Origin of the sequence: Sedimentimonas flavescens, from assembly GCF_025154035.1 — a bacterium.
Lineage (GTDB): Bacteria > Pseudomonadota > Alphaproteobacteria > Rhodobacterales > Rhodobacteraceae > Rhodobacter > Rhodobacter flavescens.
This window is the reverse complement of record NZ_JAOALJ010000004.1, coordinates 198,430-213,377: the sequence shown is the minus strand read 5'-3', so window position 1 is coordinate 213,377 and position 14,948 is coordinate 198,430. Positions and strand designations below refer to the sequence as shown.

General features: G+C 65.2%; 16 protein-coding genes and 2 tRNA genes. 10 read left to right on the top strand and 8 right to left on the bottom strand.

Annotation, left to right across the window (positions count from 1 at the left end):
* Positions 1-107: 107 nt before the first annotated feature.
* A complete protein-coding gene (locus N3C64_RS09450; protein ID WP_218630758.1) occupies positions 108-731 on the top strand; it encodes a DUF6778 family protein in 624 nt (207 codons plus the stop codon).
* Positions 732-744: 13 nt separating this feature from the next.
* Here the strand turns inward: N3C64_RS09450 and N3C64_RS09445 are convergent, their stop codons facing one another.
* Complete coding sequence (locus N3C64_RS09445) at positions 745-1,905, bottom strand: deoxyguanosinetriphosphate triphosphohydrolase (protein WP_260014205.1); 1,161 nt, start codon at positions 1,903-1,905, stop codon at positions 745-747.
* A 71-nt stretch (positions 1,906-1,976) separates the two neighbouring features.
* Between N3C64_RS09445 and N3C64_RS09440 the strand changes: the two genes are divergently transcribed.
* Together N3C64_RS09440 and xth are read left to right on the top strand one after the other, a co-directional pair.
* Positions 1,977-2,306: a HesB/IscA family protein gene (locus N3C64_RS09440; protein ID WP_260014086.1), complete on the top strand. Its 330-nt coding sequence runs from the start codon at positions 1,977-1,979 to the stop codon at positions 2,304-2,306.
* A 51-nt stretch (positions 2,307-2,357) separates the two neighbouring features.
* Positions 2,358-3,137 carry an exodeoxyribonuclease III gene (gene xth / locus N3C64_RS09435; RefSeq protein ID WP_218630760.1) on the top strand — a complete coding sequence of 260 codons (780 nt, stop codon included), beginning with the start codon at positions 2,358-2,360 and terminating at the stop codon, positions 3,135-3,137.
* Between the two features lie 3 nt (positions 3,138-3,140).
* Here the strand turns inward: xth and N3C64_RS09430 are convergent, their stop codons facing one another.
* Both N3C64_RS09430 and dksA read right to left on the bottom strand, forming a co-directional pair.
* Complete coding sequence (locus N3C64_RS09430) at positions 3,141-4,316, bottom strand: FAD-dependent monooxygenase (RefSeq protein WP_260014083.1); 1,176 nt, start codon at positions 4,314-4,316, stop codon at positions 3,141-3,143.
* 81 nt (positions 4,317-4,397) lie between these two features.
* Positions 4,398-4,820, bottom strand: a complete 423-nt coding sequence (gene dksA / locus N3C64_RS09425; protein WP_218630762.1) for an RNA polymerase-binding protein DksA — start codon at positions 4,818-4,820, stop codon at positions 4,398-4,400.
* A 208-nt stretch (positions 4,821-5,028) separates the two neighbouring features.
* Between dksA and N3C64_RS09420 the strand changes: the two genes are divergently transcribed.
* From N3C64_RS09420 to N3C64_RS09410, 3 genes are all read left to right on the top strand, one after another.
* Entirely contained in the window at positions 5,029-5,871 is an 843-nt protein-coding gene (locus tag N3C64_RS09420; RefSeq protein ID WP_218630763.1) for an AAA family ATPase, read from the top strand.
* A gap of 269 nt (positions 5,872-6,140) precedes the next feature.
* Positions 6,141-8,168 (top strand): ASKHA domain-containing protein, encoded by a 2,028-nt coding sequence (locus N3C64_RS09415; protein WP_260014079.1) that lies wholly within the window; start codon positions 6,141-6,143, stop codon positions 8,166-8,168.
* Positions 8,169-8,225: 57 nt separating this feature from the next.
* Positions 8,226-8,299 (top strand) — tRNA-Gly (locus N3C64_RS09410).
* Positions 8,300-8,312: 13 nt separating this feature from the next.
* Here the strand turns inward: N3C64_RS09410 and N3C64_RS09405 are convergent.
* Positions 8,313-9,362, bottom strand: coding sequence for a PQQ-dependent sugar dehydrogenase (locus N3C64_RS09405; protein ID WP_260014078.1), 1,050 nt, complete (start codon positions 9,360-9,362; stop codon positions 8,313-8,315).
* 129 nt (positions 9,363-9,491) lie between these two features.
* Here N3C64_RS09405 and N3C64_RS09400 point away from each other — a divergent pair, with 129 nt between their 5' ends.
* The gene (locus N3C64_RS09400) at positions 9,492-9,842 is read left to right on the top strand and encodes a RidA family protein (RefSeq protein WP_260014077.1); all 351 of its coding nucleotides are present in this window, start codon (positions 9,492-9,494) and stop codon (positions 9,840-9,842) included.
* Positions 9,843-9,860: 18 nt separating this feature from the next.
* On the opposite strand, the gene N3C64_RS09395 is transcribed toward N3C64_RS09400, so the two are convergent.
* Entirely contained in the window at positions 9,861-10,289 is a 429-nt protein-coding gene (locus N3C64_RS09395; protein WP_260014076.1) for a SufE family protein, read from the bottom strand.
* Positions 10,290-10,405: 116 nt separating this feature from the next.
* Between N3C64_RS09395 and N3C64_RS09390 the strand changes: the two genes are divergently transcribed.
* Positions 10,406-10,888, top strand: a complete 483-nt coding sequence (locus N3C64_RS09390) for a hypothetical protein (protein ID WP_260014075.1) — start codon at positions 10,406-10,408, stop codon at positions 10,886-10,888.
* 2 nt (positions 10,889-10,890) lie between these two features.
* On the opposite strand, the gene rnd is transcribed toward N3C64_RS09390, so the two are convergent.
* From rnd to purM, 3 genes are all read right to left on the bottom strand, one after another.
* A complete protein-coding gene (rnd, locus tag N3C64_RS09385) occupies positions 10,891-12,048 on the bottom strand; it encodes a ribonuclease D (RefSeq protein WP_260014074.1) in 1,158 nt (385 codons plus the stop codon).
* A gap of 114 nt (positions 12,049-12,162) precedes the next feature.
* Positions 12,163-12,750 (bottom strand): phosphoribosylglycinamide formyltransferase, encoded by a 588-nt coding sequence (gene purN / locus N3C64_RS09380; protein WP_260014073.1) that lies wholly within the window; start codon positions 12,748-12,750, stop codon positions 12,163-12,165.
* Entirely contained in the window at positions 12,747-13,793 is a 1,047-nt protein-coding gene (gene purM / locus N3C64_RS09375) for a phosphoribosylformylglycinamidine cyclo-ligase (protein WP_260014072.1), read from the bottom strand. The genes purN and purM overlap by 4 nt, the downstream gene beginning before the upstream one ends.
* A 136-nt stretch (positions 13,794-13,929) precedes the next feature.
* On the opposite strand from purM, the gene N3C64_RS09370 reads away from it, so the two are divergent.
* Together N3C64_RS09370 and N3C64_RS09365 are read left to right on the top strand one after the other, a co-directional pair.
* Positions 13,930-14,006: transfer RNA gene (locus tag N3C64_RS09370), tRNA-Ile, on the top strand.
* A 343-nt stretch (positions 14,007-14,349) separates the two neighbouring features.
* On the top strand, positions 14,350-14,946 hold the full coding sequence (locus N3C64_RS09365; protein ID WP_260014071.1) for a DJ-1/PfpI family protein: 597 nt from the start codon (positions 14,350-14,352) through the stop codon (positions 14,944-14,946).
* Positions 14,947-14,948: the final 2 nt, after the last annotated feature.

Here is a 14,948-nt window from a genome sequence, read left to right as displayed (position 1 = left end):
TTGCGTGCCCCCACGTAAGGGTTAACCAATTCCCGCGACTTGGGTTACTTTTTGGTTAAAAATTGGGTAGAACCTCCGCGGCTTGATGTAACCAGCGGACCAGTGACATGCCCTTTACGACCCGACGCGCCTCGCTTTTCATCCTTTGCGGCAGCCTTTTGATGGCTGCGGGTTGCAGCAGATCGTGGGAAACCGCGTATACGCCGCTCGAAGGCGCCGCCGACAGCTATAAGCTGGCAGGCGTTTCGGTGATCGTGCCGCAGTCGCTGACGGTCAGCGAGAGCGAGACGAGCTATGTCCCCAAGGCGGATATCGTTTGGGTCGAGGAGCCCGCGGGCGATCGCCGTGCACAGGTTGCCCGGATTTATGAGGAGGGCGTCCGCGCGGGGGCCTCGGGTCTGCGCGGCTCGACGCCCGTCACCATTGAGGTGACCGTGCAGAAGTTCCACGCGCTCAACATGAAATCGCGCTACAACGCCCCGCAGGGAACCGGTGTCTATGACATCGTTTTCACCGCGCGCATTCTGGATGCGGCAAGCGGTGCCGAACTTGTGCCCACCCAACAGATCCTCGCAAACGCCCCCGCCCGCACGGGTGATGCCGCGCTGGCCGAGGAGGCCGCGGGCATCACGCAACGCTCGACCAATGTCGCGCAGATCGCGGCGACCGTCGCCGGCTGGCTTGGTGTCGGGCCCGACAACCGCACGACCTTCCGGCGGCTTGGCGGCTGACGCCGCCGCTGCCTCAGGCCTCGGGGTCCACCAGACGGTGGTATTCCTGGATGGCGAAGCGGTCGGTCATACCGGCCACATAATCCAGAACCACGCGGGCAAGCTCGGTCTTGCCTTCGTTCCCCTTGGCCTTGGCCGTCGCGACGTCGGCCTGCCAGTCCTGCGGCAGCAGATCGGGCTGCTCAAGGAACAGCGGGAACAGCGCATTGACCATCTTGGTCACCCGCTGACGCTCGACCACCACCGAAGGCGCGCGATACATGCGCTGGAACAGAAACAGCTTGATCGCCTTGAGGTTCTGATAGACCGGCTTTGAGAAGCGGATGATCGGCCCCTCCATCGCGCGGATATCATCGACCGTCTGCGGGCAGAGGCCGGTCAGGCGGTTCTGCGCCACGGCGATCACATCCTCGACCATCACCCCAAAGACGCGGCGCAGCGCCTCGTGCCGCCTGCGCATCGGGTCGATGCCGGGATGCATCCGGTCCACCTGCTCGAAACACTCACCGATGATCGGCAACTCGCACAGGTCATCCTCGGTGAACAGCCCCGCGCGCAGACCGTCATGCAGGTCGTGGTGATTATAGGCGCAATCGTCGGCCACGGCGGCCACCTGCGCCTCGGCTGAGGCATTGGTGCCCAGTTCCAGATCCCACAGCGCATTGACCTCGGCCAGCGCGTAGTTCCAAGGCGGCTCGACCGGGCCATTGTGCTTGGCGATGCCTTCGAGCGTCTCCCAGGTCAGGTTCAGCCCGTCGAAGCCCGCATAGTGACGTTCCAGCTTGGTGACGATGCGCAGCGCCTGAGCGTTGTGGTCGAACCCGCCATAGGGCTCCATCAGCAGGGCCAGTGCGTCTTCGCCGGTATGGCCGAAGGGCGGGTGGCCCAGGTCATGCGCCAGCGCCACGGCCTCGGCCAGGTCGGTATTCAGCCCAAGCGCCGAGGCGATGGTGCGCGCCACCTGCGCCACCTCGATCGTGTGGGTCAGGCGGGTGCGGTAGTAATCGCCCTCATGCTCGACAAAAACCTGCGTCTTGTGCTTGAGCCGCCGGAAGGCCGAGGAATGGATGATCCGGTCGCGATCTCGTTGAAAAGGCGTGCGAAAAGTGGAAATACTTTCGGGGAAAAGTCGACCGCGACTGGCGTCGGGCAGGCAGGCATAGGGTTGCAGCAAGGGCATCCTCGTCTTGTCGGCGCATTTGCCCCACCCTATATCGAGAGTGACCCATAAATACAGGCCTCACGATGCTTCTGCCGCCGAAAGTCACCGATCGCGCCTTCGCGCGCCTTGCCGAGATCAACGCCAGTGCCTCCGCACCGCGCGCGCTGCGCGTGGCCGTCGAAGGCGGCGGCTGTTCTGGTTTCCAATATGAGCTGAAGCTGGAAGAGAACGCCGCGGCGGATGACATCGTCATCGAGGGCGCGGGCCAGCGGGTACTGATCGACCCGGTTTCGCTGCCGTTTCTGGAAAACGCGACGGTCGATTTCACCGATGAGCTGATCGGCGCACGCTTTGTGGTGCAAAACCCGAATGCCTCCGCCTCCTGCGGCTGCGGGATTTCCTTCTCGATGTAACTTGGCATCCGCGCCCCCTCCCCCTATCAAGGTGGAAACCGAGGGGGCCGCATGAAGATCGCGACATATAACATCAATGGCATCAAGGCCCGCGCCGAGGCCCTGCCCGCTTGGCTGCGCGAGGCCGAGCCCGATGTCGTCGTGCTGCAAGAAATCAAATCGACCGACGAGACCTTCCCGCATGAACTGTTCGACGGACTCGGCTACCAGATTGAGACGCATGGGCAGAAAAGCTTCAACGGCGTGGCGATCCTGTCGCGCCTGCCGCTTGAAGACGTGACGCGCGGCCTGCCAGGCGACAACAGCGACGAGCAGGCGCGCTGGATCGAGGCCACCGTCGTAGGCAAGCGCGCCGTGCGGATCTGCGGGCTTTACCTGCCCAACGGCAACCCCGCGCCGGGGCCGAAGTATGACTACAAGCTGGGCTGGATGGAGCGGATGCGCGCCCGCGCCCGCGATCTGCTAGTCACCGAAGAGGCCGTCGTGATGGCGGGCGATTACAATATCATCCCGCAGGACGACGACGCCGCCAAGCCCGAAGCCTGGCGCGAGGACGCCCTCGCCCTGCCCGAAAGCCGCGCGGCCTTCCGGCGCATCCTGAACCTCGGCTTCACCGACGCCTTCCGCGCCGAGGTGCAGGGGCCGGGGCATTATTCGTTCTGGGATTATCAGGCGGGCGCCTGGCAGCGAAACAACGGCATCCGCATCGACCATCTGCTGCTCAGCCCGCAGGCCGCAGACCTGCTGCGCGAAACCGGGATCGACAAGGACATTCGCGGCCGCGACAAGCCCTCGGATCATGTGCCGGTCTGGATTGATCTCGACGCCTGAGGCTCAGCCCCCGGCGCCCGCCGTCACATCGTGGCCATAGACCCAGTCGAACCGCCCGATCAGCCGCGCCGGCGCAATCGCGGAGGCTGCACGCAGCCCCAGATGCGCCACCGCCCGCGTCACACCCGAGAGGTGATAGTTGCGCGAGTTCCTGTTGGCCGCCTCGACAATCGCCGTGCAACGCGGCCGACGTTGCGCCTGATAGGCCGCCAGCGCCGCGTCAGGCGTTTCGTGCGAGGCGAGGCTTTCCGCCAGCACCCAGGCGTCCTCGATCGCCATGACCGCCCCCTGCGCGAGGAATGGCAAGGTGGGATGCGCCGCATCGCCCAGGATCGCCGCACCGTGCCCATGCCAACGCTCGGCCACCGGGTGGCGGAACAGACCCCAGAGCCAAGGCTCCTCCATCTGGGTCAGCCATTTCTGGACGGGGGGGCAGAAATCCTCGAAGGCGGCGCGCAACGTCATCGCATCGTCGCGCAGGTTCCAGCTTTCCTCGACCCAGCGGTCACGCTCTTCGATCGCGACGACATTGCGCAGCCCGTTTCCAAGCGGATAGCTGACGACATGCTTGCCCGCCCCCATGAAGACCTGGGCGATCTTGGGCTCGCTGTCCGCGCAGGGGATCACCCCGCGCCACGCCACCTGATGGGTGAAGAAGGGCGCCACCTGACCGTTAAGCGCCTGACGCACCTTGGAATGCAGACCATCTGCGCCAATCAGCAGGTCGGCCTCCATCTCGCCGCCCTGCGCGGTGAACAAACGGGGCGGATGATCGCCCAACTCGACGCTCTCGATCCTTTGCAGCAGCCGGATATGGACGCCCGCCTCGCGCGCGCCCTCGGCCAAAAGCTCGATCAGCCGGGCGCGGTGCAGGAAACGATATTCGTCCCCGCCGCGCAGCCGCGCCAGATCGAGCCGCGCCACGCGCGACGAGGTCTCTCCGTCGATCAGTTCGACCGCCTGCGCCCGTGGCCCTGCCTCGGTGAGCGCCTCGCCCAGCCCAAGCGCCCGTAACACCCGCGCGCCATTGGGCGAGATCTGGAGCCCCGCGCCCACTTCGCGGATCGCATCGGCCTGCTCCAGTACCGTCACCTCGGCGCCACGCAGCGCCAGCGCCCGCGCGACCGTCAGCCCCGCGACCCCGGCCCCCAAAACGGTGATCTTGCGTCCGATCAGCATGGTCCCTCCCGAAACGAAATCACCGGCACCTTGGAGGCGCCGGTGGGAATGGTCTTTGAGCGAAATCAACAGCCGCGCAGATCAGTCGTCGCGGTGAACCCGCTCGCGGCGCTCATGGCGCTCCTGCGCTTCCAGCGTCATCGTGGCGATCGGGCGCGCATCCAGTCGACGCAGCGAGATCGGCTCGCCGGTCACTTCGCAGTAACCATATTCGCCATTGTCGATGCGGCGCAGCGCGGCCTCGATCTTGGACACCAGCTTGCGCTGACGATCGCGGGTACGCAGCTCCAGCGCGCGGTCGGTCTCTTCCGAGGCGCGGTCAGCGATATCGGGAACGCTGCGTGCCGATTCGGCGAGACCTTCAAGCGTTTCCGCCGATTGCTCCAGCAGCTCGGTTCTCCAGGCGACCAGCTTGCGCCGGAAATACTCGAGCTGACGGTCGTTCATGAACGGCTCGTCCTCGGCGGGGCGATAGTCGTCGGGAAGAAAGTTTTCGGCCTTCATCTCTGCCCTCTCTGTCGTACCCGTCGAAGTAGAATTTGCGTATCCTGCCATGCGGGCCTCCTCGGGCGCTCACTTACCCCAAGCGGAAAGGGATGTCACGCCCTCCTTTTCGCACCGCGTCAAGGTGACCCTATCTTTCCTAGCATTGGGTTGCGGCCATATTGGGGCGCGGCTAACCTCTGGCGCGCCACAATTCCGGAGAGAATCCTTGCGTTTCCAGTCTACCGAGACCTACGTCGCCCCGCCCGATCTGACCGTCGCGGTCAACGCCGCCGTCGCGCTCGAGCGCCCGCTGCTGGTCAAGGGTGAGCCGGGCACCGGCAAGACGGAACTCGCCCGCCAGGTGGCGCAAAGCCTCGGACTGCCGATGGTCGAGTGGAACATCAAATCCACCACCAAGGCCCAGCAGGGGCTTTACGAATACGATGCCGTTTCGCGCCTGCGCGACAGCCAATTGGGCGACGCGCGCGTCAATGACGTGAAGAACTACATCCGCAAGGGCAAGCTCTGGCAGGCCTTCGAGGCCGATGCCAAGGTCGTGCTGCTGATCGACGAGATCGACAAGGCCGATATCGAGTTCCCGAACGACCTGCTGCAAGAACTCGACAAGATGGAGTTCCACGTCTACGAAACCGGCGAAACGGTGCGCGCCGTGCACCGCCCCGTGGTCATAATCACCTCGAACAACGAAAAAGAACTGCCCGACGCCTTCCTGCGGCGCTGCTTCTTCCACTACATCCGCTTCCCCGACCCTGCGGTCATGAAGCAGATCGTCGAGGTGCATTTCCCGCGCATCAAGGAATCGCTTCTGGCCGAGGCGCTGACCCAGTTCTACGAGATCCGTGAAACGCCGGGACTGAAGAAGAAACCCTCGACCTCCGAGGTGCTCGACTGGCTCAAACTCCTGCTCGCCGAAGACCTCGCCCCCGAAGATCTCAAGCGCGAAGGTGCGAGCCTGCTGCCCAAACTGCATGGCGCGCTGCTCAAGAACGAACAAGACGTTCACCTCTTTGAGCGCCTCGCGTTCATGGCGCGGCGCCAGGGCCGCTGAGACGCGAAGCAGGGGGGGCTGTCTGCCCCCCTCTTGGGCTACGCCCAATTCACCCCCCGAGGATACTTCAGCCACATTGAAGGAACTGCGGGGCCGCTTTTCAATGTGGTCGAAATATCCCGGGGGTGAGGCCCATCCGGGCCGAGGGGGCGGCGCCCCCTGCCGCGCCATCCCACCGAAGGTGACGATTTCGCATTGCGCCCCGTCGCACATGGGCTTTGCCCCGCGCTCGCTTCGGCCTAGAACAGCCACAGGAACAGGAGACGCGCATGACCGACGACGCATTGGTAATCTTCACGCCCTCGGGTAAGCGCGGGCGCGTGGCCAAGGGCACAAGCGTCCTGCAGGCCGCGCGACAGCTTGGCGTCGATCTCGATTCCGTTTGCGGCGGGCGCGGGATCTGCTCGAAATGCCAGGTTTCCCCCGGCTACGGCGAGTTTCCCAAGCATGGCGTTCATGTCGGCCCCGATGCGCTGACACAGATCAACGCCGTCGAAGAGCGTTACGACCGCGTCCGCGGCCTCAAGCCCGGGCGACGGCTCGGGTGTCAGGCCTGCATTCAGGGCGATGTCGTTCTGGACGTTCCGCCGGAGTCGCAAGTTCACCGCCAGGTCATCCGCAAGTCTGCCTCAGAGCGCGCGATGGACATGGATCCGGCGACACATGCCTATTACGTCGAGGTGGCTGAACCGAACATGCACGAGCCCTCGGGCGACTTCCAGCGCCTCGCCGATGCGCTGGAGACGCAATGGGGGATCAAGGGTTTGACGGCCGATCTTCAGGTGATGCGCGTTCTGCAGCCTGTGCTGCGCAGGGGCGAGTGGAAGGTGACCGTCGCGGTGAATGACGACGGCACCGGAGCCCTTCCGCGGATCGTCGCCCTTTGGCCGGGCTTGCGCGACGCACCGCTTTACGGACTGGCGATCGACCTTGGATCGACCACCATCGCGGGGCATCTGGTCAGCCTTGCCGATGGGCGGGTACTTGCGTCTTCGGGCCTGATGAACCCGCAAATCCGCTTTGGCGAAGACCTGATGAGCCGGGTTTCCTATGCCATGATGAACCCGGGCGGCGACGTCGAAATGACGCGCGCCGTGCGCGATGCGCTTGGCCAGTTGGCCGCCGCGCTGGTCGCTGAGGCCGGCGTTGACGCGGGCGCCGTGGTCGAGGTGAGCGTCGTGTGCAACCCGGTCATGCATCACCTTCTGCTCGGCATCGACCCGGTCGAGTTGGGCCAGGCACCCTTCGCGCTGGCCACCGGCGAGGCGCAGAACCTGGCCGCAGCCGAGATCGGGCTGGGTGATCTGGCGCCCGCCGCGCGCGCCTATATCCTGCCGCTGATCGCGGGCCATGTCGGCGCGGATGCCGCGGCCGTTGCGCTTTCCGAGGCGCCCGAGACGCGCGACGACCTGTCCCTGATCGTCGATGTCGGCACCAATGCCGAGATCCTTCTGGGCAACCGCACCCGCGTGCTTGCCTGCTCGTCGCCCACCGGCCCCGCCTTCGAGGGGGCGCAGATCTCCTCGGGGCAGCGCGCGGCGCCCGGCGCGATCGAGCGGATCGAGATCGACCCGGTGACGAAAGAGCCGCGCTTCCGCATCATCGGCAATGATCATTGGTCGGATGCGCCCGAGTTTGGCACGCCGACCATTACGGGGATCTGCGGATCGGGCATCATCGAGGCCGTGGCCGAGATGCGCATGGCAGGGATCGTCGATCCCTCGGGGTTGATCGGCTCGGCCGATCAGACCGGCACGGCGCGCTGCGTCTCGACCGGCAGGACGCATGAGTATGTAATCCATGACGGCAGCCCGGACGGCCCGCGCATCACCGTCACGCAGGGTGATATACGCGCGATTCAGCTAGCGAAATCAGCGCTTTACGCGGGCGCACGGCTGCTGATGGACGAGATGGGAGTAGACAAGGTCGACCGCGTCGTGCTGGCAGGCGCCTTCGGGGCCCATATCTCGCCTAAGCACGCGATGGTGCTGGGGATGATCCCCGATGTCGTGCTGGATCACGTCATCTCGGCGGGCAATGCCGCAGGCACCGGCGCGCGCATGGCGCTTTGCGCCCGCAGCGCACGCCGCGCGATTGAGGCGCAGGTCAAGCGTATCGACAAGATCGAAACCGCGATCGAGCCGCGCTTCCAAGAGCATTTCGTGGCCGCCAACGCCATGCCCCATGCCAGCGACCCCTTCCCTGAACTCGCCAAGGTGTTGACCCTGCCCGAGGTCAGTTTCAACAGCGGCGGCAGTGGCGATGGCGGTGGCGGGCGCCGCCGCAGACGCGGCTGAATCTGCGCGCGCCCGCTTGACGACCGGGCGCGCTTCGCTTACCTCTGCGCCGCACAGGCGGGTATGATGTAATGGTAGCCTGTCAGCTTCCCAAGCTGAACGCGCGGGTTCGATTCCCGCTACCCGCTCCAACTTCCCTACAGATCATCTCGGCACCAGGCGATACAGCCCACCAGAGCCCGAGTCTTCGATGAGCCAGACGTGCCCCGCGCGATCCACGGCGACATCGCGCACGCGCATCCGCAGATCCCACCGCGCCAATTGGTCCGAGCCATCGCCCGCCACTAGCACAAGCCCCTGCCCGCGTAGCGCGCCAATCAGCATATGGCCGCGCCAATCGGGGAAATCGTCGCCCACGTAGAAGGCCAGCCCCGCAGGCGCGATCACGGGCGTCCACCACAGAGACGGCGCGGCGAATTCGGGGCGGGTATCGTGGTCGGGGATCGGCCAGCCCGTGTAATTATCGCCGTTCGAGACCTCCGGCCAGCCGTAATTCAAACCGGGCGCAATCAGGTTCAGCTCATCGCCGCCGCGCGGCCCCATCTCATGCGACCAGAGCCGACCGTCCAGCGCGAAGGCTAGGCCGTAGGGGTTGCGATGCCCGTCGGTCCAGGTCGCCGCGCGGGTCGGACTGCCCGAAAACGGATTGCCGGGCGCGGGTTCCCCGCCGGGCGTCAGGCGCAGGATCTTGCCGCGCGGGTTGTCGGGTTCTTGCGCCGTATCGGGCTGCATCCGGTCGCCTACGCTCAGATAAAGCATCCCGTCGGGGCCGAAGGCGATGATCCCGCCGGGCTGTCCACGCCCGCCCGGCGTCTGATGCCAAAGGGTCTCGATCCCCTCCAACGCGCCATCTCCAAGTCGCGCACGGGCCAGAACAAGCGCGTTCTGTGGCGAGACATAGGTGAAATTGACTGCGCCAGACTGCGCAAAATCAGGCGCAACGGCGATGTCCAACAGCCCATTCTGGCCAGAAAACTGCACTTCTGGGACATTTTCCAGCGAAACGCCATCTTCACCATCGAACAGCCAGATCTCCCCCGGTTTGGTGGTCACCAGCAGGCGGCCATCGGGCAGCGGCGCGATGGCCCACGGCAGATCGAGCGTGGCCACGCGCTCCAGCCGGAAGGGCAGATCGCGACTTGCCGATCGCTCTCCCATGTTCTCTGCCCAAGCCGGGACGGTCAGAAAAATCAATGCCGCAAGAAATCGTCCAAACACTTCGAAACCCCTTTTCCGGTCAAAGGTAGTGCGCTCACGCGGAAAGCCACTGGCCCCGGCGAGACCCTGCCGCTATCACCTTGGCAATCAATCACGGAGGGGCCAATGGCCGAGATCAAACGTATCGAATGTGGCGCGCGCATGAGCGAGGCCGTCGTCTACAACGGGCTTATCTGGCTCGCCGGTCAGGTCGGCGCACCGGGTGAAAGCGTGACTGCCCAGACCAAGGCGATTCTCGCCAGCATCGACCAGCTGCTGGCCGAAGCGGGTTCGGACAAGACCCGCATCCTGAGCGCACAGATCTGGCTGACCGATATCGCCGATTTCGCCGAGATGAACGCCGTCTGGGATGCCTGGGTTCCGGCGGGCCATTGCCCCGCCCGCGCAACCGGCGAGGCCCGCCTTGCGACGCCCGACTACCGCGTCGAGATCATCATCACCGCCGCTCAGGCGTGATCTGCGGGGCGGCGGGGCCTAGGCTGCCGCCGCCTCGGCCGCAAGGCGCCGGATACGCTCGACCATCGCGGCAACGCCATTCGAGCGCTGCTGGCTGAGATGCTCATTGAGGCCCAGACGGCCCAGTTCAGCCTTGGCATCGACGTTGGAGACCTCGACCACGCTCAGCCCGGAATAAAGCGCGTGCAGCACCGCGATCAGGCCGCGCACGATCAGCGCATCCGACTCGCCCTGGAAATCGAAGCGCGCGGCGGGGCCGGTGCCTTCGATCCGCGGCAGCAGCCAGACCTGACTTGCGCAGCCCTCGACCTTGGTGGCAGGCACCTTCACGGCATCGTCCATCGGCGCCATCGCCTTGCCCAGTTCGATCACATGCCGGTAGCGGTCTTCCCAGTCATCGAGAAACTCAAAGGTCTCGGCGATTTCCTCGAAGCTTTCGGTGGCCATGTGCCTCTCCTCTTTAGCGTCGCCCCTGCCTAGCGCGAGTGCGCGCATGGGTCCAGTGGCGGCTTTTCAAAAGCCACGCAATGGGCTACCCAAGAGCAAACCAGTCCGGAGTTCCCATGCGACAGCCCCTTCTTGCCTCGCTTGCCATCGTTACTGTCGTTGCCGGCTGCGGCTTTGGCGAAAGCCGCTACAACCCGTTCAACTGGTTCGGCGGCGATGAGGAAGTCGCGACGCTGGAACCCGAGGGCGGCTACGCCGTCAGCCTTGGCGACTACCGCAAGATGATCGACCAGGTGACCCGGCTTGAGGTGAAGCCCACGCAGGGCGGCGCCATCGTTTCAGCGGCGGGCCTGACGCCGACGCAGGGCTGGTGGGACGCTGAACTGATTGCGGATAACGATGGCTACGCTGTCGATGGGGTGATGAGCTACTCCTTCGTCGTGGCCGAACCGGACCCCTATTCCGACGCCTCCAGACGTGTCCTGACGCCCGAGTCGCGCGAAGTGACCGTGGCGGCCTTCATCTCGAACGCCCGCCTGCGCGATGTCTCGAAGATCGTGGTGACCGGCGCGAACAACGCGCGCTCGGTCAGCCGCTAAGCTCAGTCCGCGAGAACGATCCGCACGGCCCCGCCCGAGGCCGTCAGCGCGATCTCGCCATGCGCGAGACGCAGGGCATCCTGACCGAAGACCTCATTGCGCCAGCCGTTCAGCGCGGGCACGTCGCGTTTGCCCGCAGCGATCCGGTCCAGATCCGAGGCGCTCGCGATCAGCTTGGCAGCAACGCCGGTTTCCTCGGACTTCGCCTTGAGCAGCACGCGCAACAGGTCGGCCAGCGCGGTGTTCACCTGCAACTGGCTGCTTTCCTCGGGCACGCAGGGCATGTCCTCGGGGCGAACCTCTAGCCCCTCTTTCACCGCCTGAAGGATGCCCTCGGCAATGTCGCCCCGGCGTGCCTCGCGCAGGAGCAGGCGCGACTTGGCCAGTTCATCCATCGAGGTGGGCTTGGTCGAGGCCAACTCCAGCAGCGCGTCATCCTTGAAGATACGCGAGCGCGGGATGTTCTTGTTCTGCGCATAGCCCTCGCGGAAGCGCGCCAACTCGCGCACGATGGCGAGGAACCGGCCCGAGGTGGTGCGGGTCTTGACCCGCTGCCAGGCCTCTTCCGGGCGTGTGATATAAGTCTCGGGGTTAAGAAGGATGGCTTCCTCTTCTTCGACCCATTGCTCGCGGCCTGATTTCTTCAGCTCTTTCGAGAGGAACTCGTAGATCACCCGCAGATGGGTCACATCGGCCAGCGCGTATTTCAGCTGCGCCTCGGTCAGCGGGCGGCGCGACCAGTCGGTAAAGCGCGAGGTCTTGTCGAGCTGCTGGCGCGCGATCTTCTTGACCAGCGTCTCATAGCCGACCTGCTCGCCAAAGCCGCAGACCATGGCCGCGACCTGCGTGTCGAACAGCGGCAGCGGGAAGACCTGGGCCTCGGTGAAGAATATCTCCAGATCCTGCCGCGCGGCGTGGAACACCTTGACCGTGCCCTGATGCCGGAACAGGTCATAGAGCGGCTCAAGCGAGATACCGTCGGCCAGCGGATCGACGAGGACCGCTTCGCCCTCCTTGCCGGGCAGCGCCATCTGCACGAGGCAGAGCTTGGACCAGTAGGTCCGCTCCCGCAGGAACTCGGTGTCGACGGTAACGTAGGGCTGGGTCTTCGCCTTCGCGCAGAATGCGGCAAGGGCTTCGGTCGTGGTAATTGTGGGCATCGCGCGCTTCTCTGGTCGCGGGGTCATCCCGCCGTCACTTCCCCTTTAGGAGGTTGAGACGCGAAAGAAAAGTGCGCGCGGCGCGATTTCGCCGGAAAACGCCCGATGCGCAGCCTAGAGCAGAACCGGCGCGCGATCTCCGGCGACGTAGCGGCGCAGGACGGCGGGGTAAAGACGGTGCTCCATCACCAGTACCCGCGCGGCCAGCGTGTCGGCTGTGTCGCCCGGTTTGACCGGCACGCGGGCCTGCCCGAGGATCGGGCCATCGTCCAGCACGGGCGTGACCTCATGCACGGTGCAACCCGCCTCGGCATCACCAGCATCCAGCGCGCGCTGATGCGTGTGCAGGCCGGGATACTTGGGCAGAAGCGAGGGGTGGATGTTCAGCATCCGACCCGCGAACTGCGCGACAAAGCCCGGCGTGAGCACGCGCATGAAGCCCGCAAGGCAGAGCACATCCGGTTCAGCGGCCATGATGGGTTTGAGCAGTTCGGCCTCGAAGGCCGCGCGATCCTTGCCGAAGGGACGGTGGTCGATGGCGGCCGTGGGCACGCCCATCCGCGCGGCCTTCTCCAGCCCCGCAGCCGCCGCATCGTTCGAGGCCACCAGAACCGGGCTCGCATAGCCCTGGGCCTGCATATCCTCGACGAGGCGGACCATGTTGGACCCGCCCCCGGAAATCAGGATCGCGACACGCTTCACAGAAGCTTGCCCTCATAGGCGACGCCGGCGCCCTCGGTGACGGTGCCGATGCGGGTCACGGTCTCGCCCTGCGCGCGCAGCAGTTCAGCCAGCGCCTCGGCGCGGTCGGCGGCGACCACGACGATCATGCCGATGCCGCAGTTGAAGGTCTTGAGCAGTTCACCCTCGGCCATGCCGGCGGTCTCGGCCAGCCAGCGGAAGACGGGCGGCAGTTCCCACGAGGAAAGGTCGATCGTCGCGCCAAGCCCTTCGGGCAGGACGCGCGGCAGGTTCTCGGTCAGGCCGCCGCCGGTGATATGGGCCAGCGCATGAACGCCACCCGCACGCACCGCGGCAAGCGCCTGCTTGACGTAAAGCCGGGTCGGCGCCAGCAGCGCCGCGCCAAGCGAGCCTTCCGCGAAGGGGCAGTCCGCCTCCCAGCCAAGGCCCGAGAGTTCGACCACCTTGCGCACGAAGCTGTAGCCGTTCGAATGCACACCGTTCGAGCCGAGGCCGAGCAGCACATCGCCCTTCTCGACACCGGCCGGAAGGTCGGCGCCGCGCTCCATCGCGCCTACGGCAAAGCCCGCGAGGTCGAAATCATCCTTGGCATACATGCCCGGCATCTCGGCGGTCTCGCCGCCGATCAGCGCGCAACCCGACTGGGCGCAGCCCTCGGCGATGCCCTCGATGATGCGGGTGGCCTGGTCAAGCTCCAGCTTGCCGGTGGCGAAGTAGTCGAGGAAAAAGAGCGGCTCGGCGCCCTGGCACACAAGGTCATTGACGCACATCGCCACAAGGTCGATGCCGATGGTGTCCACGTTGCCGGTGTCGATGGCGATGCGCAGCTTGGTGCCCACGCCGTCGGTGGCGGCGACAAGGATCGGATCGTTATAGCCCGCGCCCTTCAGATCGAACAGCGCGCCGAAGCCACCCAGACCCGACATGGTGCCGGGGCGCGTGGTGCGCTTCGCCGCCGGTTTGATCCGCTCGACCAGAGCATTGCCCGCATCGATATCGACGCCCGCATCGGCATAGGTCAGCCCGTTTTTCCCCGTGGTCATCGCCCGCATCTCCGCCAGTGGAACCTTTGGCCCGCGCCTTAGCGCAAAGGCCGCGCGGGGGCAACGGAAAGGCGCGTTGGCGGCCGATATTCTTGACGCGCCCTGCGCCCCCGGATAAGCGGAGGGCGACCATTGGGGGCCTGTAGCTCAATTGGTTAGAGCAGGGCGCTCATAACGCCTTGGTTGCGGGTTCAAGTCCTGCCGGGCCTACCACTGGATCGCGTCCGATCATCGAGCATCGGCCAGCACCAATCCGCGTGTCACGATCCGTCGGCGATACGCCACGGCAGATCTTCGCAGACTGCGGCCCGATGGCCACCGCCTTAGGCCAACGGCCGAGCATTGCTTTCAGCTCCGGCAAAGCCCGTCAGCTTGCGCGCGCCTCCCGATGCTTCCGCGTCCTGACGGTTGAATTGCATCCGGCATCCTCGCAAGCATGGCTCAGCGTTCGTTCCAGCACAGTCGCACTTGCCGGAATCAGGCAGTGCGTAGGATCATCGAGCGAACTAGAGCGGACTCCTCAAACCAGAGGCCTTCGATGCGCAGTCTTGGGGTAATGGTCTATCCGAACTTTGAACTTCTGGATCTCTTTGGCCCCGTCGAAATGTTCGGCTGGCTCGCCAATGAGTTCGAACTGACCTTGGTCGGCCCAACCGCAGGCCCGGTCAGAAGCAATATGGGTGTCGCTACCGTGGCGGACAGGGCAATGGACGAGGGCACGGCCTTCGACATCCTGTTGGTGCCCGGAGGCTGGGGCAGGACCATTCCGGTGGATACCGACCCGCTGCTGCCTTGGCTGAAGGAAGCGGCACACAACGCGGAGCGTGTGCTTACGGTCTGTACCGGCAGCGCTTTGTTGGCCCTTACCGGGCTTCTGGACGGCCGCAGGGCAACAACGAACAAGGCGCTGTTCGATTGGGTTGTCGAGAAACGTCCCGAGGTTGATTGGCAGGCGGAAGCGCGATGGGTCTGCGACGGCAAGTACAACACCTCCTCCGGTGTCTCGGCGGGCATGGACATGGCGTTGGGGGTGATCGCAGAACTGATCGGGCAGGACAAAGCCGAGGAAGTCGCTCAGGGCTGCGAGTATATTTGGCAACGCGATCCCACCCATGATCCGTTCGCACGAACACACCGCGTCCAACAGCCGTGATC

Coding starts and splice junctions, on each gene's coding strand:
- N3C64_RS09450 (WP_218630758.1), top strand. CDS start 108: ATGCCCTTTACGACCCGACGCGCCTCGCTTTTCATCCTTTGCGGCAGC.
- N3C64_RS09440 (WP_260014086.1), top strand. CDS start 1,977: ATGCTTCTGCCGCCGAAAGTCACCGATCGCGCCTTCGCGCGCCTTGCC.
- xth (WP_218630760.1), top strand. CDS start 2,358: ATGAAGATCGCGACATATAACATCAATGGCATCAAGGCCCGCGCCGAG.
- N3C64_RS09430 (WP_260014083.1), bottom strand. CDS start 4,316: ATGCTGATCGGACGCAAGATCACCGTTTTGGGGGCCGGGGTCGCGGGG.
- dksA (WP_218630762.1), bottom strand. CDS start 4,820: ATGAAGGCCGAAAACTTTCTTCCCGACGACTATCGCCCCGCCGAGGAC.
- N3C64_RS09415 (WP_260014079.1), top strand. CDS start 6,141: ATGACCGACGACGCATTGGTAATCTTCACGCCCTCGGGTAAGCGCGGG.
- N3C64_RS09400 (WP_260014077.1), top strand. CDS start 9,492: ATGGCCGAGATCAAACGTATCGAATGTGGCGCGCGCATGAGCGAGGCC.
- N3C64_RS09395 (WP_260014076.1), bottom strand. CDS start 10,289: ATGGCCACCGAAAGCTTCGAGGAAATCGCCGAGACCTTTGAGTTTCTC.
- N3C64_RS09390 (WP_260014075.1), top strand. CDS start 10,406: ATGCGACAGCCCCTTCTTGCCTCGCTTGCCATCGTTACTGTCGTTGCC.
- rnd (WP_260014074.1), bottom strand. CDS start 12,048: ATGCCCACAATTACCACGACCGAAGCCCTTGCCGCATTCTGCGCGAAG.
- purM (WP_260014072.1), bottom strand. CDS start 13,793: ATGACCACGGGGAAAAACGGGCTGACCTATGCCGATGCGGGCGTCGAT.
- N3C64_RS09365 (WP_260014071.1), top strand. CDS start 14,350: ATGGTCTATCCGAACTTTGAACTTCTGGATCTCTTTGGCCCCGTCGAA.